Below are 14,864 nucleotides of genomic sequence, written 5' to 3' on the forward strand. Positions count from 1 at the left end.
GCCGGCGCCGGGCCGAACAGGCGCTGGTCTCGGTCGTGGCGACGAGCTACCTGCTCGGGGTCTCGACCCGGCGGGTGGAGAAGCTGGTCGGTCAACTGGGGATCACCCAGCTGTCGAAGTCCCAGGTCAGCGAGATGGCCAAGAGTCTCGATCAGCAGGTGGAAGCTTTCCGTTCCCGTCCGTTGGACGAGGGCCCGTACTCGTTTGTCTGGCTCGACGCACTGACCCAGAAGGTCCGCGAGCACGGCCGCACGCAGCTCGTGCACGCCCTGATCGCGGTCGGGGTCACCGCCGACGGACAGCGCGAGGTACTCGGCCTGGAGGTCGTCTCCGGCGAGGATGGCGCCGGCTGGCTGGGATTCCTGCGCTCACTGGTCGCCCGCGGCCTGTCCGGGGTCGCGCTGGTGATCTCCGATGCCCACCAGGGCCTGGTCTCGGCGGTCGAGGCGACGCTGCCCGGCTCGAGCTGGCAACGGTGCCGCACGCACTATGCCCGCAACCTGGCCTGCCAGATCCCGAAATCGGCGCAGCCGTGGGTGCTCACCTTGTTGCGCACGGTTTTCGACCAGCCCGATGCCGCCTCGGTGCACGCCCAGGCAGACCGCGTCATCGACGGTCTCGAAGCCAAGTTCCCGGCCGCGGCCGCGCATCTGGACCACGCGCGGGCGGACCTGCTGGCCTTCGCTGCGTTCCCGCGCGAGGTCTGGCGACAAATCTGGTCGAACAACCCCCAAGAACGGCTGAACAAAGAGATCCGTCGTCGCACCGACGTCGTCGGGATCTTCCCGGACCGCGCTGCGGTCGTCCGGCTGGTCGGCGCGGTGCTGGCCGAGCAGACCGACGAGTGGACCGAGGGACGGCGCTACATCGGCCTCGACGCACTGACCAAAGCACGAGCAGCGCCCGCACCACCCGAGGCCGGCACAGTCGAGCAGGAGGTGATGACCACGACCGCGATCACCGCGTAGTTTGACCGACGAAGGCTCACGAGGTAGCCGTCTTCGTCCACCACGTCAGCGGACGTGACCTCCCCCGCGATGCGTTGGGAGTCCCACAAGGGGCCACGGCGATGACAATCCGCTGATCGACAAAAGGTTCCACCGAGGGTATCGACCCGCCAGACGCGGAGCCGCGGAAGACGCCAGTAACGGCCGGGCGCATCCTCAGCGTCTCGCGAACTCATCGCCAGACGCGGCGCCGGTCAGTACAGCTTCGAGGTCCACCGAGAGCTGATCCCACTGCAATTCCCAGCAGAGGACGAACCTCTCGTCGTCTGCACGTACAGCCGTCCTTCCGAGTCGTCGAAACCCGACGTCGCACCAGTCCAGGTCACGCTTCCGATACTTGACGACTGAGGTTGCCGCGTACCGATAGCGAGACTGTGCGGAGTGCGACCGGTTCGGGAGCGCCTCGATCTCCGACAGACTTGGACTCATATCGCCGGCGAAGTCGAGGCGCTGCAGGAGCGGAGATCTACCGTACTCCTCACGAACTGCGACGACACGAAAGAGTGCCACCCTGCCGCTTTCTGACATATACTCCAGAACGTCGCCCGCTTCGAGATCGGTTTCGTATCGCCATTCGCGGCGGATCGTTCTCCGTGCTGACTGCTCGCCTGCAATCTGCTCGGCCACTCTCTTCAGAACTGCCCGGCGTCGATCGACCGTCCTGGGTCCGAAGTCTTCCCAGCGCACCAGGTCCGATCCGTTCGCCATGAAACGCGCCGCTCGCTCGCGGACTTCGCTGCTGAGTCGCCCGACCTTGAATTGAGTCATCGCGAACGCGATCCAGAACTCGGGGACGTCGTCCTCCTCGATCTCTGCATACTCCGCGATGATGCGGGTTTCCGCTTCCTCATCCGACACCTTGCCGGAGAGCAGTTCCCGGTACTCATCACGTACATCGCACGCCAGATCACTGGAGAACAAGCCGGTACCCCACGCGCCCATAGGTACGACGATAGGCCGCGCGGCGCCAGGAGCACCGATCCCGATCAGAGGAAACCAGAACGGGAAGGGCCACCGCAATCACAACTAGGGCGCGGCCGAAACGATGGGAATGGGCAGACACACCGTGGTCATGCTTCGCTCTCCAGTTCCCGGACACGGGCGCGCATCCGACGGACGACCCACACCATGTAGCCCAACAGAGCGAGCCAACCGGCGACGAGCCCGAGGTGCAAGTACCGCGATCCCAGCCATCCCGGTTGACGGCGTTGAGCGCCCAGACAATGACGAGTATTGGGTAGTGCCAGCTCAGCCGGGTCTGCTCGCGACCAACCCGCAGGGCCAGGCCGCGTTGTGCGACCGGGATCGGATCGCCGCGTCGCAACGCCCTCGACAGAGCAGAACGCTCACGGCGGGACGGAAGCTCATTCAAGGCAGAGGTGGGCCAGGGCTCCCCCGGCAGCCACATTCTCTTCCCCAGTCGACGGCGCGACAACGATCGGCCGCTCGCCCCGGCTCCCCGACGAGAACGCCCCCGCAGCAGTTCGGATGCCTGGTGCACCGTGCTCGGCGCGAGCCCCTGCTCCGCGGCCAACGCCTTGCCCCTAGGAAGGTGCCCACCCCACCGTCATTGCCCCGGACTCGATCTGCTTCGGCATCTGCGCCCCCGAGTACAGCTACGCTGACACCGCGCCCACGCGAGTACGCACCGTTCAGCACGAAGTGGAGGTGCCGGATCGTCGCCGGCGCGAGCGGGCGGCAGCGGTGCGGACGGCACCGGCCGTCGCACTCGTGCTCCCGCGGCGTCCGGTGATGGACGCGCTACGCCGACCCCGAGCAGTGGTCCCGGCAGCGACGCAGCTCGGCGTACAGCGAGTCCAGCGGGCACGACAGCGCTGCCCGCGCCTCCGCCCCGACAGCGGCGACCTTCGTCCGCCCAGGAACGGGCGGACGTGCAGCTCCAGATACCGGGTGTAGGCCCGGCCCGTTGTCGCGCCGACGTCCAGGGGCTCCACAGGTACCGGTCGAGCAGCTGGTCCAGCGTCGCGCTCGTGCGGGGGCTGCGCTGTTCGTCGACGGCGTCGAGGAGCCGCGTCCGCGCGGCCTCGGCACGGGCCTCCTGGCGCGGACCGGGCTCGATCACCCCGACGAGGGTGTGGTGAACCAGCTGGTCAGATGAGTGGGCGCAGTAGGGATCGAACCTACGACCGCTCGGGTGTAAACCGAGTGCTCTCCCGCTGAGCTATGCGCCCGGGACGGACATCTTCACACGGCCGCCAGCGCCCGCCGCCACCCGTCCTGGTCCCGCGGCTCCCCCGGCCGGTTCACCTCGGTGAACGAGACGGTGCCGTCCGGTCGGACCAGGAACGTCCCCCGCAACGCCATCCCCTTCGCGGTGTCGAACACCCCGTAGGACGACGCCACGGCCCCGTGCGGCCAGAAGTCCGACAGCAGCGGGAACCCGAACCCCGCGGACGTGGCCCAGGCCGCCAGCGAGAACGTCGGGTCGCAGGAGATCGCCAGCACCTGGACCGAGGAGTTCTGGAAGTCCCCGACCCTCGACTGCACGGCCTCGAGCTCCCCGCCACAGATCCCGGAGAACGCGAACGGGTAGAAGACGAGCAGGGCCGAGCGCCCCGACCCGAGCACCGACGCCAGCGAGACCGGCTGCCGATTCTGGTCGGGGAGCTCGAAGTCCGGGGCGACCGCGCCCTCGACGACTGGGCTCAGCGCTTGCCCTTCCCCTGCTTCGGCGGCACGAGCTTCGACCCCACCCAGTCGTCCCCGAGCGTCGCGTTGGACGTCTGCGACAGCCCGGCGGTCGGAGCCGCCTCGGCGATCTCGGAGGGCTGGATGTGGCCGTCACGGCCGGTCTTGGGTGTCAGGACCCACACGAATCCCTCGTCCGAGAGGGGCGTTCGGGCGTCGACCAGGGTGTCGATCAGGTCGCCGTCCCCGTCGCGGAACCACAGGAGCACGACGTCGATGACCTCCTGGGCGTCCTCGTCGAGGAGCTCCTCACCGGTCGTGTCCTCGACGGCCTCTCTGACCTGGTCGTCGATGTCGGTGTCGTACCCGAGCTCCTGGACGATCGTGCCCGGCTCGATGCCGAGCTTTGCCGCGATGTCGGACGCACCGGCATCTGCCGCGGTCACCACTCGTTCCCCTTTCACGCTGCTCACGCAGTCCATCGTCTTCGGTTCCGCGTGCGGGCGCCACCCTTCGCGCGAAATCGGATGGGGCATCCGATCACGGGGGCCCGACCGGATGCAACCGGCCCCCGGGTTCGCGCCCCGGTGACGCGCAGGTCACCCCGCCCTCCGTTCAGTTACGTACGAGTAGTACCTATCCTCGCGGCAAGAGCCCGACTTCGTGAACGACGAGTTTCGGGACCGCGCCGGAACAGGCACGATGGACCGAGCCACGGCCACGACTGCCGAGTCCGGCCGGCGACGTCGCCCACATGCCGGCGGCGGGTACGACAGGGCCGGGCGATCCCGGCCACCGACGGAATCAGGCAGGGAGAACCCTTGACCGCGCAGAGCAGCAGGGCCGGCACCACCGACAACGGGGAGCCGCGCCGCGTCAACGTCATCCGGGACGGGTTGGCAGCCCACCTCCCGGACATCGACCCGGAGGAGACGGCCGAGTGGCTGGAGTCCTTCGACGCGGTCCTCGACAACGCCGGCCGCCAGCGCGCCCGCTACCTCATGCTGACGATGCTGCAGCGCGCCCGCGAGAAGCACGTGGGCGTCCCGTCGCTGACCGCGACGGACTACGTCAACACCATCCCGACCGACCGTGAGCCGTGGTTCCCCGGCGACGAGGACGTCGAGCGCACCTACCGGCGCTGGGTGCGCTGGAACGCCGCAATGACCGTGCACCGCGCGCAGCGGCCGGGCATCGGCGTCGGCGGGCACATCTCGTCCTACGCCTCGTCGGCGACCCTGTACGAAGTCGGCTTCAACCACTTCTTCCGCGGCAAGGAGCACCCGGGCGGCGGCGACCAGATCTACATCCAGGGCCACGCCTCCCCCGGCATCTACGCCCGCGCGTTCCTCGAGGGGCGCCTGTCCGAGGACCGCCTCGACGGCTTCCGCCAGGAGCTCAGCCACGCCGGCCCGGGCGGCGGCCTGCCGTCGTACCCGCACCCGCGCCTGATGCCGGACTTCTGGGAGTTCCCCACGGTCTCGATGGGCATCGGCCCGATGAACGCGATCATGCAGGCGCGGTTCAACCGCTACCTGAGCGGCCGCGGCATCAAGGACACCTCGCAGCAGCAGGTGTGGGCCTTCCTCGGCGACGGCGAGATGGACGAGCCCGAGTCGCGCGGCCTGATCCACGTCGCGGCCAACGAGGGCCTGGACAACCTGAACTTCGTCGTCAACTGCAACCTGCAGCGCCTCGACGGCCCGGTCCGCGGCAACGGCAAGATCATCCAGGAGCTGGAGGCGTTCTTCCGGGGCGCCGGCTGGAACGTCATCAAGGTCATCTGGGGCCGCGAGTGGGACGCCCTGCTGCACGGCGACCGCGACGGCGCCCTGATCAACCTGATGAACACCACGCCGGACGGCGACTTCCAGACCTACAAGGCCAACGACGGCGCCTACGTCCGCGACCACTTCTTCGGCCGCGATCCGCGCACCAAGTCCCTCGTCGAGCCGATGAGCGACGCCGAGATCTGGAAGCTCAAGCGCGGCGGCCACGACTACCGCAAGGTGCACGCTGCCTACGCCGCGGCGACCGCGCACCACGGCCAGCCGACCGTCATCCTGGCCAAGACCATCAAGGGCTACGGCCTGGGCACGCACTTCGCGGGCCGCAACGCCACCCACCAGATGAAGAAGCTCACGCTCGACGACCTCAAGCAGTTCCGCGACGAGCAGCGCATCCCCATCACCGACAAGCAGCTCGAGGCCGACCCGTACCTGCCGCCGTACTACCACCCGGGCGAGAAGGACGAGGCGATCCAGTACCTGCGCGAGCGCCGTCGCCAGCTGGGCGGGCCGCTGCCGTCGCGCCGGACCGCCAGCAAGCCGCTGGTGCTCCCCGGCGACAAGGTCTACGACTTCGTCAAGAAGGGGTCCGGCAAGCAGGAGGTCGCCACGACGATGGCGTTCGTCCGGCTGCTGCGCGAGCTCATCAAGGACAAGGAGATCGGCGCGCGCTTCGTGCCGATCATCCCGGACGAGGCCCGTACCTTCGGTATGGACTCGATGTTCCCGAGCCAGAAGATCTACAACCCGAACGGCCAGAACTACACCTCGGTCGACGCCGACCTGATGCTCGCCTACAAGGAGTCCGAGCAGGGCCAGATCCTGCACGAGGGCATCAACGAGGCCGGTTCGGTCGGGTCGTTCACCGCGGCGGGCACGTCCTACGCCACCCACGACGAGCCGATGATCCCGGTCTACGTCTTCTACTCGATGTTCGGGTTCCAGCGGACCGGCGACTCGATCTGGGCCGCCTCGGACCAGATGGCCCGCGGCTTCCTCGTCGGTGCCACGGCCGGTCGCACCACGCTGACCGGTGAGGGTCTGCAGCACAACGACGGCCACTCGCTGCTGCTCGCGGCGACCAACCCGGCCGTCGTCGCCTACGACCCGGCGTTCTCCTTCGAGGTCGCGCACATCGTCCAGGACGGGTTGCGCCGGATGGTCGGCGAGAAGCCCGAGAACGTCATCTACTACCTGACGGTCTACAACGAGCCCTACCGTCAGCCGGCCGAGCCGGAGAACGTGGACCGCGAGGGCATCCTGCGCGGCATGTACCGCTTCGCCCCGGCTCCCGAGGGCACCGGCCCGGTGGTGCGGCTGCTCGCCTCCGGCGTCTCGCTGCCGTGGGCGCTGACCGCACAGAAGATGCTCTCCGACGAGTGGGACGTCCGTGCCGAGGTCTGGTCGGTGACGTCGTGGGGCGAGCTGCGCCGCGACGGCGTCGACGCCGAGCACGCCAACCTGCTCAAGCCCGGTGACGAGCCGGTCGTGCCCTACGTGACCCAGAAGCTGGCCGAGGGCGACAACGGCGAGGCCCCGGTCGTGGCGGTCTCGGACTGGATGCGCGCGGTCCCCGACCAGATCCGCCAGTGGTCCCCGGCGCCGTTCCTGTCGCTGGGCACCGACGGGTTCGGGCTGTCCGACACCCGTCCGGCCGTGCGCCGCCACTTCGCGGTCGACGCCGAGTCCATCGTCGTCGGCGCGCTGTCGCTGCTGGCGAAGCAGGGCCTGGTGAAGACCGAGACCGCGGCCGAGGCCGCAGCCGGCTACAAGATCGACGACCCGCAGGCCGCCGGCCCGCAGATCGGCGACGGCGGGGCCGCCTGACCCCACCCGGCCCGCGACGGCCCGCCTCCCCCACCGGAGGCGGGCCGTCGTCCGTTTTCGCCCCTCCCAGGGCGGCGCAGATCACGATAGGCTCCGCGCGACGGCGGTGGCGGTGATCACTCGTCCTCGCGACTCGCCGTCCTGACCAGGGCGTCGACCGTGTGCGCCGCTGGCCCGCGGTCCGGGGCGGAGTGCTCCGGGCCGATGATCTCCAGGGAGCGGTAATGGCAGAAGGCACCGTCAAGTGGTTCAACAGCGAGAAGGGCTACGGCTTCCTCGCCCCCGACGGTGGTGGTGCGGACGTGTTCGTGCACTACTCGGCAATCCAGACGAACGGCTACAAGAGCCTCGACGAGGGCCAGCGCGTCTCGTTCGACATCGAGCAGGGGCAGAAGGGGCCGCAGGCCAGCGCGGTCACGCCGCTCTGAGCCGCCCGGTCACCCGCCCGGCGCGGTGACCGGCAGCAGCCCGCACCGGCCGAGGCCCGCGCCCCGGCCGCTTCCGCGGCGCCCGGGTGTCACCACCCCAGCGCCGCGTGCATCTCCCACACCAGGAGCTCGGCCCCGGCCGGTCCGGCGGTGACCCGCCGGCCGCCGTCGTCGACGACCCTGGCCGCGTCGCCGGTGGCGAGCGCGTCACCGGGCACGTCCTCCAGCGTCGCGTCCCCGCGTGCCACGAACGCGTGCACGAACGGGGCGGTCGGCAGCACCGTCGCCGACCCCGGCGCGAGCCGTGCCACCGACAGCGCCGCCGCGCGCTGACGCAGCGGCAGCAGTGTCGCCTCGCGGTGCCGTGCCAGACCCGAGGCGAGGACGACCGTGTCCCCGTGCGCCCGGTCGTCCGCCTCCCGCACGAGGTGGCGCGGGTCGCCGCCGGGCTCCTCGGGCACCACCCACATCTGCACGAACCGCACGCCCCCGTGCGGCGTCGCGTGCTCGGAGTGGCGCACACCCGACCCGGCACCCAGGTACTGCACCCCGCCCGGCCCGACCCGCGCGGTCCGCCCGGTGGCGCTGTCGCGGTGCTCCAGCTCGCCGTCGAGGACCCAGGTGAGGATCTCGGTGTCGCGGTGCGGGTGCTCGTCGTAGCCGCGCCCCGGGACGAGCCGGTCCTCGTTGTGCAGCAGGAGCAGGCCGAAGTGGGTGTTGGCCGGGTCGTAGTGCGCGCCGGCGGAGAAGCTGTGCCACGAGTCGAGCCAGCCGGTCCGCGTGCGCGCCCGCGAATCCGCGCGCCGGAGCGTGACGTGTCCTGTGAGTGCATCCATCGTCGTGTCATGCTGCCCGACGTGCACCGCCACCCGATCGCGGACGCGACGTTGCGCCGCCTCGAGCTCGCCTCGTCCCGGCTGGCCGCGGCCTGCCTGGCGGAGATGGAGCGGCGTTGCTCGTGGTTCGCCCGGCTGCCCGCCGACCAGCGCGCCGGCGTGGCCCTGGTGACCCAGACCGGCGTCGCGAACTTCGTGTCCTGGCTGCGCGAACCCGACCGCACCACCCCGCTGACCGCCGAGGCGTTCCGGATCGCGCCGCGCGACCTGGCCCGGCGGATCAGCCTGCGCCAGACCGTCGAGCTCGTGCGCATCGCCGCCGACGTGTTCGAGGAGCACCTGCCCCCGCTCGCCGACGACGCCGAGCGCCACGAGCTGACCGAGGCCGTGCTGCGCTTCGGCCGGGAGATCGCCTTCGCCGCCGCCACCGTGTACGCCGGGGCCGCGGAGTCCCGCGGCGCCTGGGACGCCCGGCTGGAGGCACTCGTCGTCGACGCCGTGCTGCGCGGCGACACCGACGGCGCGCTCGTCTCCCGGGCCGCCGCGCTCGGCTGGGACCCGGCCGCCCCGGTGCACTGCCTGGTCGGCTCCGCACCCGGGTCCGGCCCGGAGTCCCCGCAGCTGATCGTGGAGCTGCGCCGGGTCGCCGCGCGGCTCGGCCACGACGTGCTCGTCGGCGTCCAGGGACGCCGGCTGGTGGTCCTGCTGCACCTGACCGGGCGGCCCGCGCGCCGGGTCGCCGACCGGCTCGCCGAGACCACCTCCGCACGCCGGGCGCCGGCCGGTCGCGGGCCGGCGCCGGGGACGAGCGCGGTCACCGCGCGGGTGCTCGCGGAGGTCGCCAGGCACTTCGGGCCCGGACCGGTCGTCTCCGGACCGCCCAGCACCGACCTGGCCACCGCGGGCGGCGCCGTCGCCGAGGCGCTGGCCGGACTGGCCGCGGCCCCGGGGCACCCCGACGCACCACGCCCGGTCGACGCCGCCGACCTGCTGCCGGAGCGGGCCCTGCACGGCGACCCGGCGGCGCGGCGCCGGCTCGCCGAGGAGGTCCTGGCCCCGCTCCACGACACCGGTGGCGAGCTGCTGCGCACCCTGGCCGCCTACCTGGAGGGCGGGGCGAGCCTGGAGGGCTGCGCCCGCGCGCTGTACGTGCACCCCAACACGGTGCGCTACCGGCTGCGGCGCATCGGCGAGCTCGTCGGACGCTCCCCCACCGACCCGCGGGAGGCGTTCGTGCTGCGTGCCGCGCTCGTCGCGGACCGCACCGCCCGCGCGTCCGACGGGCCGGCCGTCGCCGCGCACACCCCGCTCACTCCCCTGGACCCGACCGGGGAGCATGATCCGGAGGTCGACGGCGTCCGTGTCCCGGCGGGCGGGGCGTTGTCGTGAACCCTACAAACACCGGCCCCTACGGATCGGTAACGAGGCCCCGGTCACACCTGCGTGTCGTAGGTTTCCTACAACTTCGGTGGTCCGACTTCGTCGTAACCGGTATCCCGGCCCCGACCCCGAGAGGTGTGTGATGTCCTCGTGATCGCCCTGCTCGCACCCGGCCAGGGGGCCCAGACCCCCGGCATGCTCGCTCCGTGGCTGGAGGACCCGGCCGCGGCGGAGGCCGTCGCCGGCTGGTCCGACGTCGTGGGGCTCGACCTGACGCGCCTCGGCACCACCGCCGATGCGGAGGAGATCACCGACACCGCGGTCACCCAGCCGTTGATCGTCACACTGGGTCTGCTGGCCGCGCGCCGCCTGCGCGAGCGGGTCGAGCTGCCGTCCGGGACCGTCGTCGCCGGGCACTCGATCGGCGAGATCACCGCCTGCGCGATCGCGGGCGTGCTGACCGAGGACGCCGCCGTCGCCCTCGCGGGGGTCCGCGGCCGCGAGATGGCCGCCGCCTGCGCCGTCGCGCCGACCTCGATGGCCGCCGTGCTCGGCGGCGAGGAGGAGGTCGTGCTGGCCCGCCTCGCCGAGCTGGGGCTCGATCCGGCCAACCGCAACGGGGCGGGCCAGATCGTCGCCGCCGGGACGAAGGAGGCGATCACCGAGCTCGTCGCGTCGCCGCCGGAGAAGGCGCGGGTGAAGGCGCTCCCGGTCGCCGGGGCGTTCCACACCGCGCACATGGAGCCCGCACGCGCCGCGTTGGAGACCCACGCGTCGTCGGTGCCGGTGTCGGACCCGACGCTCACCCTGCTCTCCAACGCCGACGGCGGGACCGTCGACACCGGCGCCGAGGCGCTGCGCCGGCTCGTCGCACAGGTCACCCGGCCCGTTCGCTGGGACGCCTGCATGCAGACCCTCGCCGACCACGGGACGGGCGCGACCCTCGAGCTGCCCCCGGGCGCGACGCTGACCGGGCTCGTCAAGCGCGCGGTCAAGGGCACCCCGACGCTGGCCCTCAAGACCCCCGAGCAGCTCGACGCCGCCGTCGACCTGATCGCCGAGCACGGGAAGTGAGCCGCATGCGACTGGCCGACACCGTCGCCGGAGCCCGCATCCTGGGCGTCGGCAGCTTCCAGCCGGAGCACGTCGTCACCAACGCCGACCTGGCGAAGCGGGTGGAGACCGACGACGCGTGGATCCGCAGCCGCGTCGGCATCGCCGAGCGGCGCATCGCCGACGCCGGCACCCTGCTGCCGGACATGGCGGTCGAGGCCGGGACGGCGGCGCTGAAGGACGCGGGGTTCGACCCGGCCGGGCTCGACGCCGTCGTCGTCGCGACCTGCACCATGCCGAACCCGATCCCGAACGCCGCGGCCCAGGTCGCCACCGGGGTCGGCGCGAACGGCGTCGCCGCGTTCGACCTCAACGCCGCGTGCGCGGGCTTCAGCTACGGCGTCGCCGTCGCCGCGGACATGATCCGCGCCGGCTCCGCCCGGCACGTGCTGGTCATCGGCGCGGAGAAGCTGTCGGACTGGGTCGACTGGGACGACCGGTCGACCTGCATCATCTTCGCCGACGGCGCGGGCGCCGCCCTGCTGGGCCCGGCGGAGAGCCCCGACGAGGTGGGTGTCGGTCCGGTCGTCTGGGGCAGCGCGGGTGACATCGCGTCCACGATCCGGATCCTCGGCGAGAGCACGAACAAGCTGCACCAGGAGGGCCAGGCGGTCTTCCGCTGGGCGACGACGGCGATCGCACCGGTCGCGCTGGGGGCGATCGAGCGCGCCGGGCTCACCCCCGCCGACATCGACGTGCTGATCCCGCACCAGGCGAACCTCCGCATCGTCGAGGCCGTCGCCAAGAAGCTGCGCCAGAAGGGCGCCCGGGAGGACATGGTCGTCGCCGACGACATCGTGCACTCCGGCAACACCTCGTCCGCGTCCATCCCGATGGCGCTGGACCACATGCGCACGGCCGGCCGGGTACGGTCCGGCGACGTGCTGCTCCTCGTAGGCTTCGGCGCAGGACTGTCCTACGCCGGACAGGTCGTCGTCTGCCCCTGACCGGGCACCCCGACCTGGCACCCGCACCCAACCATCGCGCAAGGAGAACCATCGTGGCTGACAACGCCGAGATCCTCACCGGGCTGGCCGAGATCGTCGAGGAGGTCGCCGGCATCGACACCGCCGAGGTGACCCCCGAGAAGTCCTTCGTGGACGACCTGGACATCGACTCGCTGTCGATGGTGGAGATCGCCGTGCAGGCCGAGGACAAGTTCGGCGCCAAGATCCCGGACGACCAGCTCGCCGAGCTGAAGACCGTCGGCGACGCCGTCGACTTCATCGCCAAGCACCAGTGATCGGTACCGGCGTGCAGCTGCCCGCCGGGGAGAAGGAGACGTCATGACCGACGGAGTGGTCGTCACCGGTTTCGGGGCCACCACCCCGCTCGGCGGGGACGCCGCCTCCACCTGGGAGGCGCTGCTCGCCGGGAAGTCCGGGGTCGGAGCCACCCGGGCCGACTGGGTCGAGCGGTTCGACCTGCCGGTGTCCATCTCGGCCCAGCTCGCCGTGGAGCCCACCGAGATCCTGCCCCGTGTGCAGGCCCGCCGGATGGACCGGTGCGAGCAGGTCGCGGTGGTCGCGGCCAAGGAGGCCTGGGCGCACGCCGGACTCGGCCCGGTCCCGGGCGAGGACGGGGCCGCGGTCGAGGCCGAGCGGCTCGCCGTCGTCATCGGCGCGGGCATCGGCGGCGCACCGACGCTGCTCGCGCAGGACGACCTGCTCGAGGAGCACGGGCTGCGCAAGGTCTCGCCGCTGACCGTGCCGATGCTCATGCCCAACGGGCCGGCTGCGCTCGTGAGCCTGGAGTACAAGGCCAAGGGCGGGGTGCACTCCCCCGCCTCGGCGTGCGCCACCGGCGCCGAGGCCCTGGCCTGGGCCTACAAGCTGCTGCGCGACGGGGAGGTCGACGTCGTCCTCGCGGGCGGCGCCGAGTCCTGCATCGTGCCGATCACCGTGGCCGGGTTCGTGCAGTCGCGGACGCTGTCCACCCGCAACGACGACCCGGAGGGCGCCTCCCGGCCGTTCGACACCGGGCGGGACGGCTTCGTCCTCGGTGAGGGCTCGGGCGTGCTCGTGCTCGAGCGCGAGGAGTTCGCGAAGGCCCGCGGTGCCACCGTGCACGGCCGCCTCGCCGGTGTCGGCATGACGTCCGACGCCTACCACATCACCGGGCCCGACCCCGAGGGCGAGGGCCAGATCCGGGCGATGCAGAAGGCGGTGGCCGGGGCCGGCCTGACCGCCTCGGACATCGTCCACGTCAACTGCCACGCCACCTCCACGGTGGTCGGCGACGTGGGCGAGGCGACGGCCGTGCGGCGGGCGTTCGGCGACCACCCGGTGCTGACCGCGCCGAAGTCGGCGCTCGGGCACCTCGTGGGCGGGGCCGGGGCCGTCGAGGGGATCATCGCGCTGCTCAGCGTGCGCGACGACATCATCCCCGCGACGCTCAACCTCACCGACAAGGACCCGAAGGTCGAGCTGGACGTCGTCGCGGGCGAGCCGAGGAAGATGACCGTGGACGCCGCGGTCAACAACTCGTTCGGCTTCGGCGGGCACAACGCCTCGCTGGTGTTCACCAAGGCCTGACACCTGGCGTGCGGGTCCCCGGTCGGGGACCCGCACGGGGCCCTCTCAGCAGGGGGCGCGCAGGATCCCGTCGGGGTCGCCGACGTCCATCCGCGGCGGCGAGCCCGCCATCGGGAACGCGACCTGCCAGCAGATCCGGCCGACGTGCAGGCCGGGCGGTCCGTCGTTCGGGTCCTGGACGCTGATGAAGCGGACCAGGGCGAGCACACCGCCGCCGGGCGTGGAGTCGATCCGGTCGATGCGGATGGTGCCGTCGACGGTGGACCCGATCCCCTCCAGCCACGCCTCGCGGGGCTGCCGGTCGGCGGTCTCGGGGTTCACCACGCGGGTCCAGGTCGCGTGGTCGCGGCCGTTGACCGCGTTGAAGTAGAGCTGCACCTGCTGCATCACCAGCTGGGCTGCCGGGTGCTCGGCGGCGCCCGCGCTGATGGTCACCTCGCTGCTGCCCGCACCGTCGTCGGGCACCGTCTGCGGCGCGGACGCGGGGGCGACGCCGGAGCGGGTCGTCCCGGACACCGTCCACGCGACACCGCCGACGGCCACCAGCGCCACCAGCAGGACGCCGACCGTGATCGCGGCCCGGCCGTTCACTCCTCGCCCCCCATGGGACGACAGTCTGCCCGGCCCGGGCCGGCTCAGCCGACCCGGTGGGTCAGCAGCGTCACCGCCGCGCCGTCGCCGGCGAAGCGGAAGGACTCCAGCTCGTCGTCCCAGGCGGTGCCCAGCAGCTGGTCGAGACGCCGGGACAGCCCGGCGCCACCGTGCTCGGCCATGACCGTGCGCAGCTGGTCCTCGGGCAGCACGACGTCGCCGTTGGCGCTGGTGCGTCCGTGCCACATGCCGAGGCCGGGGACGTGCATGAACCGCTCCCCGTCCACGCCGGGGCTCGGTTCCTCGGTCACCTCGAACCGCAGCATCGACCAGGCCCTCAGCGCCCCCGCGAGCGCCCCGCCGCTACCGGCGGGACCGCTCCAGGTGCACTCGGCCCGCATCTGACCGGACACCACCGGCTGCGCGGACCACTCGAGGGAAACCCGCGTTCCGAGAACGCCCGAGAGCGCCCACTCGACGTGCGGACAGACCGCAGTCGGCGACGAGTGGACGAACACCACTCCGCGTGTGCTCACTGCCAACCTCCGCTGTCGTCGACGAGGATCGTCTTCCCCTACGTCCTCGGCGCAGCGCGGTCGGTGCTGGGACCCGCGGTACAGATGTGCTGGGTGTGGGTGTGGTGACCTCCGTGGCGTGAGTGGACTCCGGTGACCTCACTCTGCCCGATTCCGCTCCGGGGAGCCACCCCGAC

14 protein-coding genes and 1 tRNA gene are annotated in these 14,864 nt (G+C 71.8%); 8 read left to right on the forward strand and 7 right to left on the reverse strand.

Going from position 1 to position 14,864, the window contains the following annotated elements; translation table 11 throughout:
• A partial coding sequence (locus tag FVA95_RS20000) for an IS256 family transposase (RefSeq protein ID WP_149665546.1) occupies window positions 1-968 on the forward strand: 968 nt, incomplete at its 5' end.
• A gap of 195 nt (window positions 969-1,163) precedes the next feature.
• On the opposite strand, the gene FVA95_RS20005 is transcribed toward FVA95_RS20000, so the two are convergent.
• The 4 genes from FVA95_RS20005 to FVA95_RS20025 form a co-directional block, all read right to left on the reverse strand.
• The gene (locus FVA95_RS20005; protein WP_149665547.1) at window positions 1,164-1,949 is read right to left on the reverse strand and encodes a hypothetical protein; all 786 of its coding nucleotides are present in this window, start codon (window positions 1,947-1,949) and stop codon (window positions 1,164-1,166) included.
• Window positions 1,950-3,127: 1,178 nt separating this feature from the next.
• Window positions 3,128-3,199 (reverse strand) — tRNA-Val (locus FVA95_RS20015).
• A gap of 13 nt (window positions 3,200-3,212) precedes the next feature.
• Entirely contained in the window at window positions 3,213-3,677 is a 465-nt protein-coding gene (locus FVA95_RS20020) for a peroxiredoxin (RefSeq protein WP_149665548.1), read from the reverse strand.
• Window positions 3,674-4,105 carry a DUF3052 domain-containing protein gene (locus tag FVA95_RS20025; RefSeq protein WP_149665564.1) on the reverse strand — a complete coding sequence of 144 codons (432 nt, stop codon included), beginning with the start codon at window positions 4,103-4,105 and terminating at the stop codon, window positions 3,674-3,676. The genes FVA95_RS20020 and FVA95_RS20025 overlap by 4 nt, the downstream gene beginning before the upstream one ends.
• 372 nt (window positions 4,106-4,477) lie before the next feature.
• Between FVA95_RS20025 and aceE the strand changes: the two genes are divergently transcribed.
• The gene (gene aceE, locus FVA95_RS20030) at window positions 4,478-7,270 is read left to right on the forward strand and encodes a pyruvate dehydrogenase (acetyl-transferring), homodimeric type (RefSeq protein WP_149665549.1); all 2,793 of its coding nucleotides are present in this window, start codon (window positions 4,478-4,480) and stop codon (window positions 7,268-7,270) included.
• A gap of 224 nt (window positions 7,271-7,494) precedes the next feature.
• Window positions 7,495-7,698, forward strand: coding sequence for a cold-shock protein (locus FVA95_RS20035; protein ID WP_020624180.1), 204 nt, complete (start codon window positions 7,495-7,497; stop codon window positions 7,696-7,698).
• Window positions 7,699-7,787: 89 nt separating this feature from the next.
• Here the strand turns inward: FVA95_RS20035 and FVA95_RS20040 are convergent, their stop codons facing one another.
• Window positions 7,788-8,534, reverse strand: coding sequence for a pirin family protein (locus FVA95_RS20040; protein ID WP_149665550.1), 747 nt, complete (start codon window positions 8,532-8,534; stop codon window positions 7,788-7,790).
• A 9-nt stretch (window positions 8,535-8,543) separates the two neighbouring features.
• Here FVA95_RS20040 and FVA95_RS20045 point away from each other — a divergent pair, with 9 nt between their 5' ends.
• From FVA95_RS20045 to FVA95_RS20065, 5 genes are all read left to right on the forward strand, one after another.
• Window positions 8,544-9,923 (forward strand): CdaR family transcriptional regulator, encoded by a 1,380-nt coding sequence (locus FVA95_RS20045; protein ID WP_149665551.1) that lies wholly within the window; start codon window positions 8,544-8,546, stop codon window positions 9,921-9,923.
• A gap of 141 nt (window positions 9,924-10,064) precedes the next feature.
• Entirely contained in the window at window positions 10,065-10,988 is a 924-nt protein-coding gene (locus FVA95_RS20050; RefSeq protein ID WP_149665552.1) for an ACP S-malonyltransferase, read from the forward strand.
• A 5-nt stretch (window positions 10,989-10,993) separates the two neighbouring features.
• Window positions 10,994-11,974 (forward strand): beta-ketoacyl-ACP synthase III, encoded by a 981-nt coding sequence (locus tag FVA95_RS20055; RefSeq protein ID WP_149665565.1) that lies wholly within the window; start codon window positions 10,994-10,996, stop codon window positions 11,972-11,974.
• Window positions 11,975-12,027: 53 nt separating this feature from the next.
• A complete protein-coding gene (locus FVA95_RS20060; protein WP_020623056.1) occupies window positions 12,028-12,270 on the forward strand; it encodes an acyl carrier protein in 243 nt (80 codons plus the stop codon).
• 43 nt (window positions 12,271-12,313) lie between these two features.
• The gene (locus tag FVA95_RS20065) at window positions 12,314-13,561 is read left to right on the forward strand and encodes a beta-ketoacyl synthase (RefSeq protein WP_020623055.1); all 1,248 of its coding nucleotides are present in this window, start codon (window positions 12,314-12,316) and stop codon (window positions 13,559-13,561) included.
• Window positions 13,562-13,606: 45 nt separating this feature from the next.
• Here FVA95_RS20065 and FVA95_RS20070 read toward each other — a convergent pair whose 3' ends face one another.
• Both FVA95_RS20070 and FVA95_RS20075 read right to left on the reverse strand, forming a co-directional pair.
• On the reverse strand, window positions 13,607-14,152 hold the full coding sequence (locus tag FVA95_RS20070) for a hypothetical protein (protein ID WP_149665553.1): 546 nt from the start codon (window positions 14,150-14,152) through the stop codon (window positions 13,607-13,609).
• Window positions 14,153-14,196: 44 nt separating this feature from the next.
• Window positions 14,197-14,688: a DUF3145 domain-containing protein gene (locus tag FVA95_RS20075; protein ID WP_161992366.1), complete on the reverse strand. Its 492-nt coding sequence runs from the start codon at window positions 14,686-14,688 to the stop codon at window positions 14,197-14,199.
• Between the last annotated feature and the right edge of the window lie 176 nt (window positions 14,689-14,864).

The sequence above is a fragment of the Pseudonocardia sp. EV170527-09 genome (assembly GCF_008369905.1).
Classification (GTDB): Bacteria; Actinomycetota; Actinomycetes; order Mycobacteriales; family Pseudonocardiaceae; genus Pseudonocardia.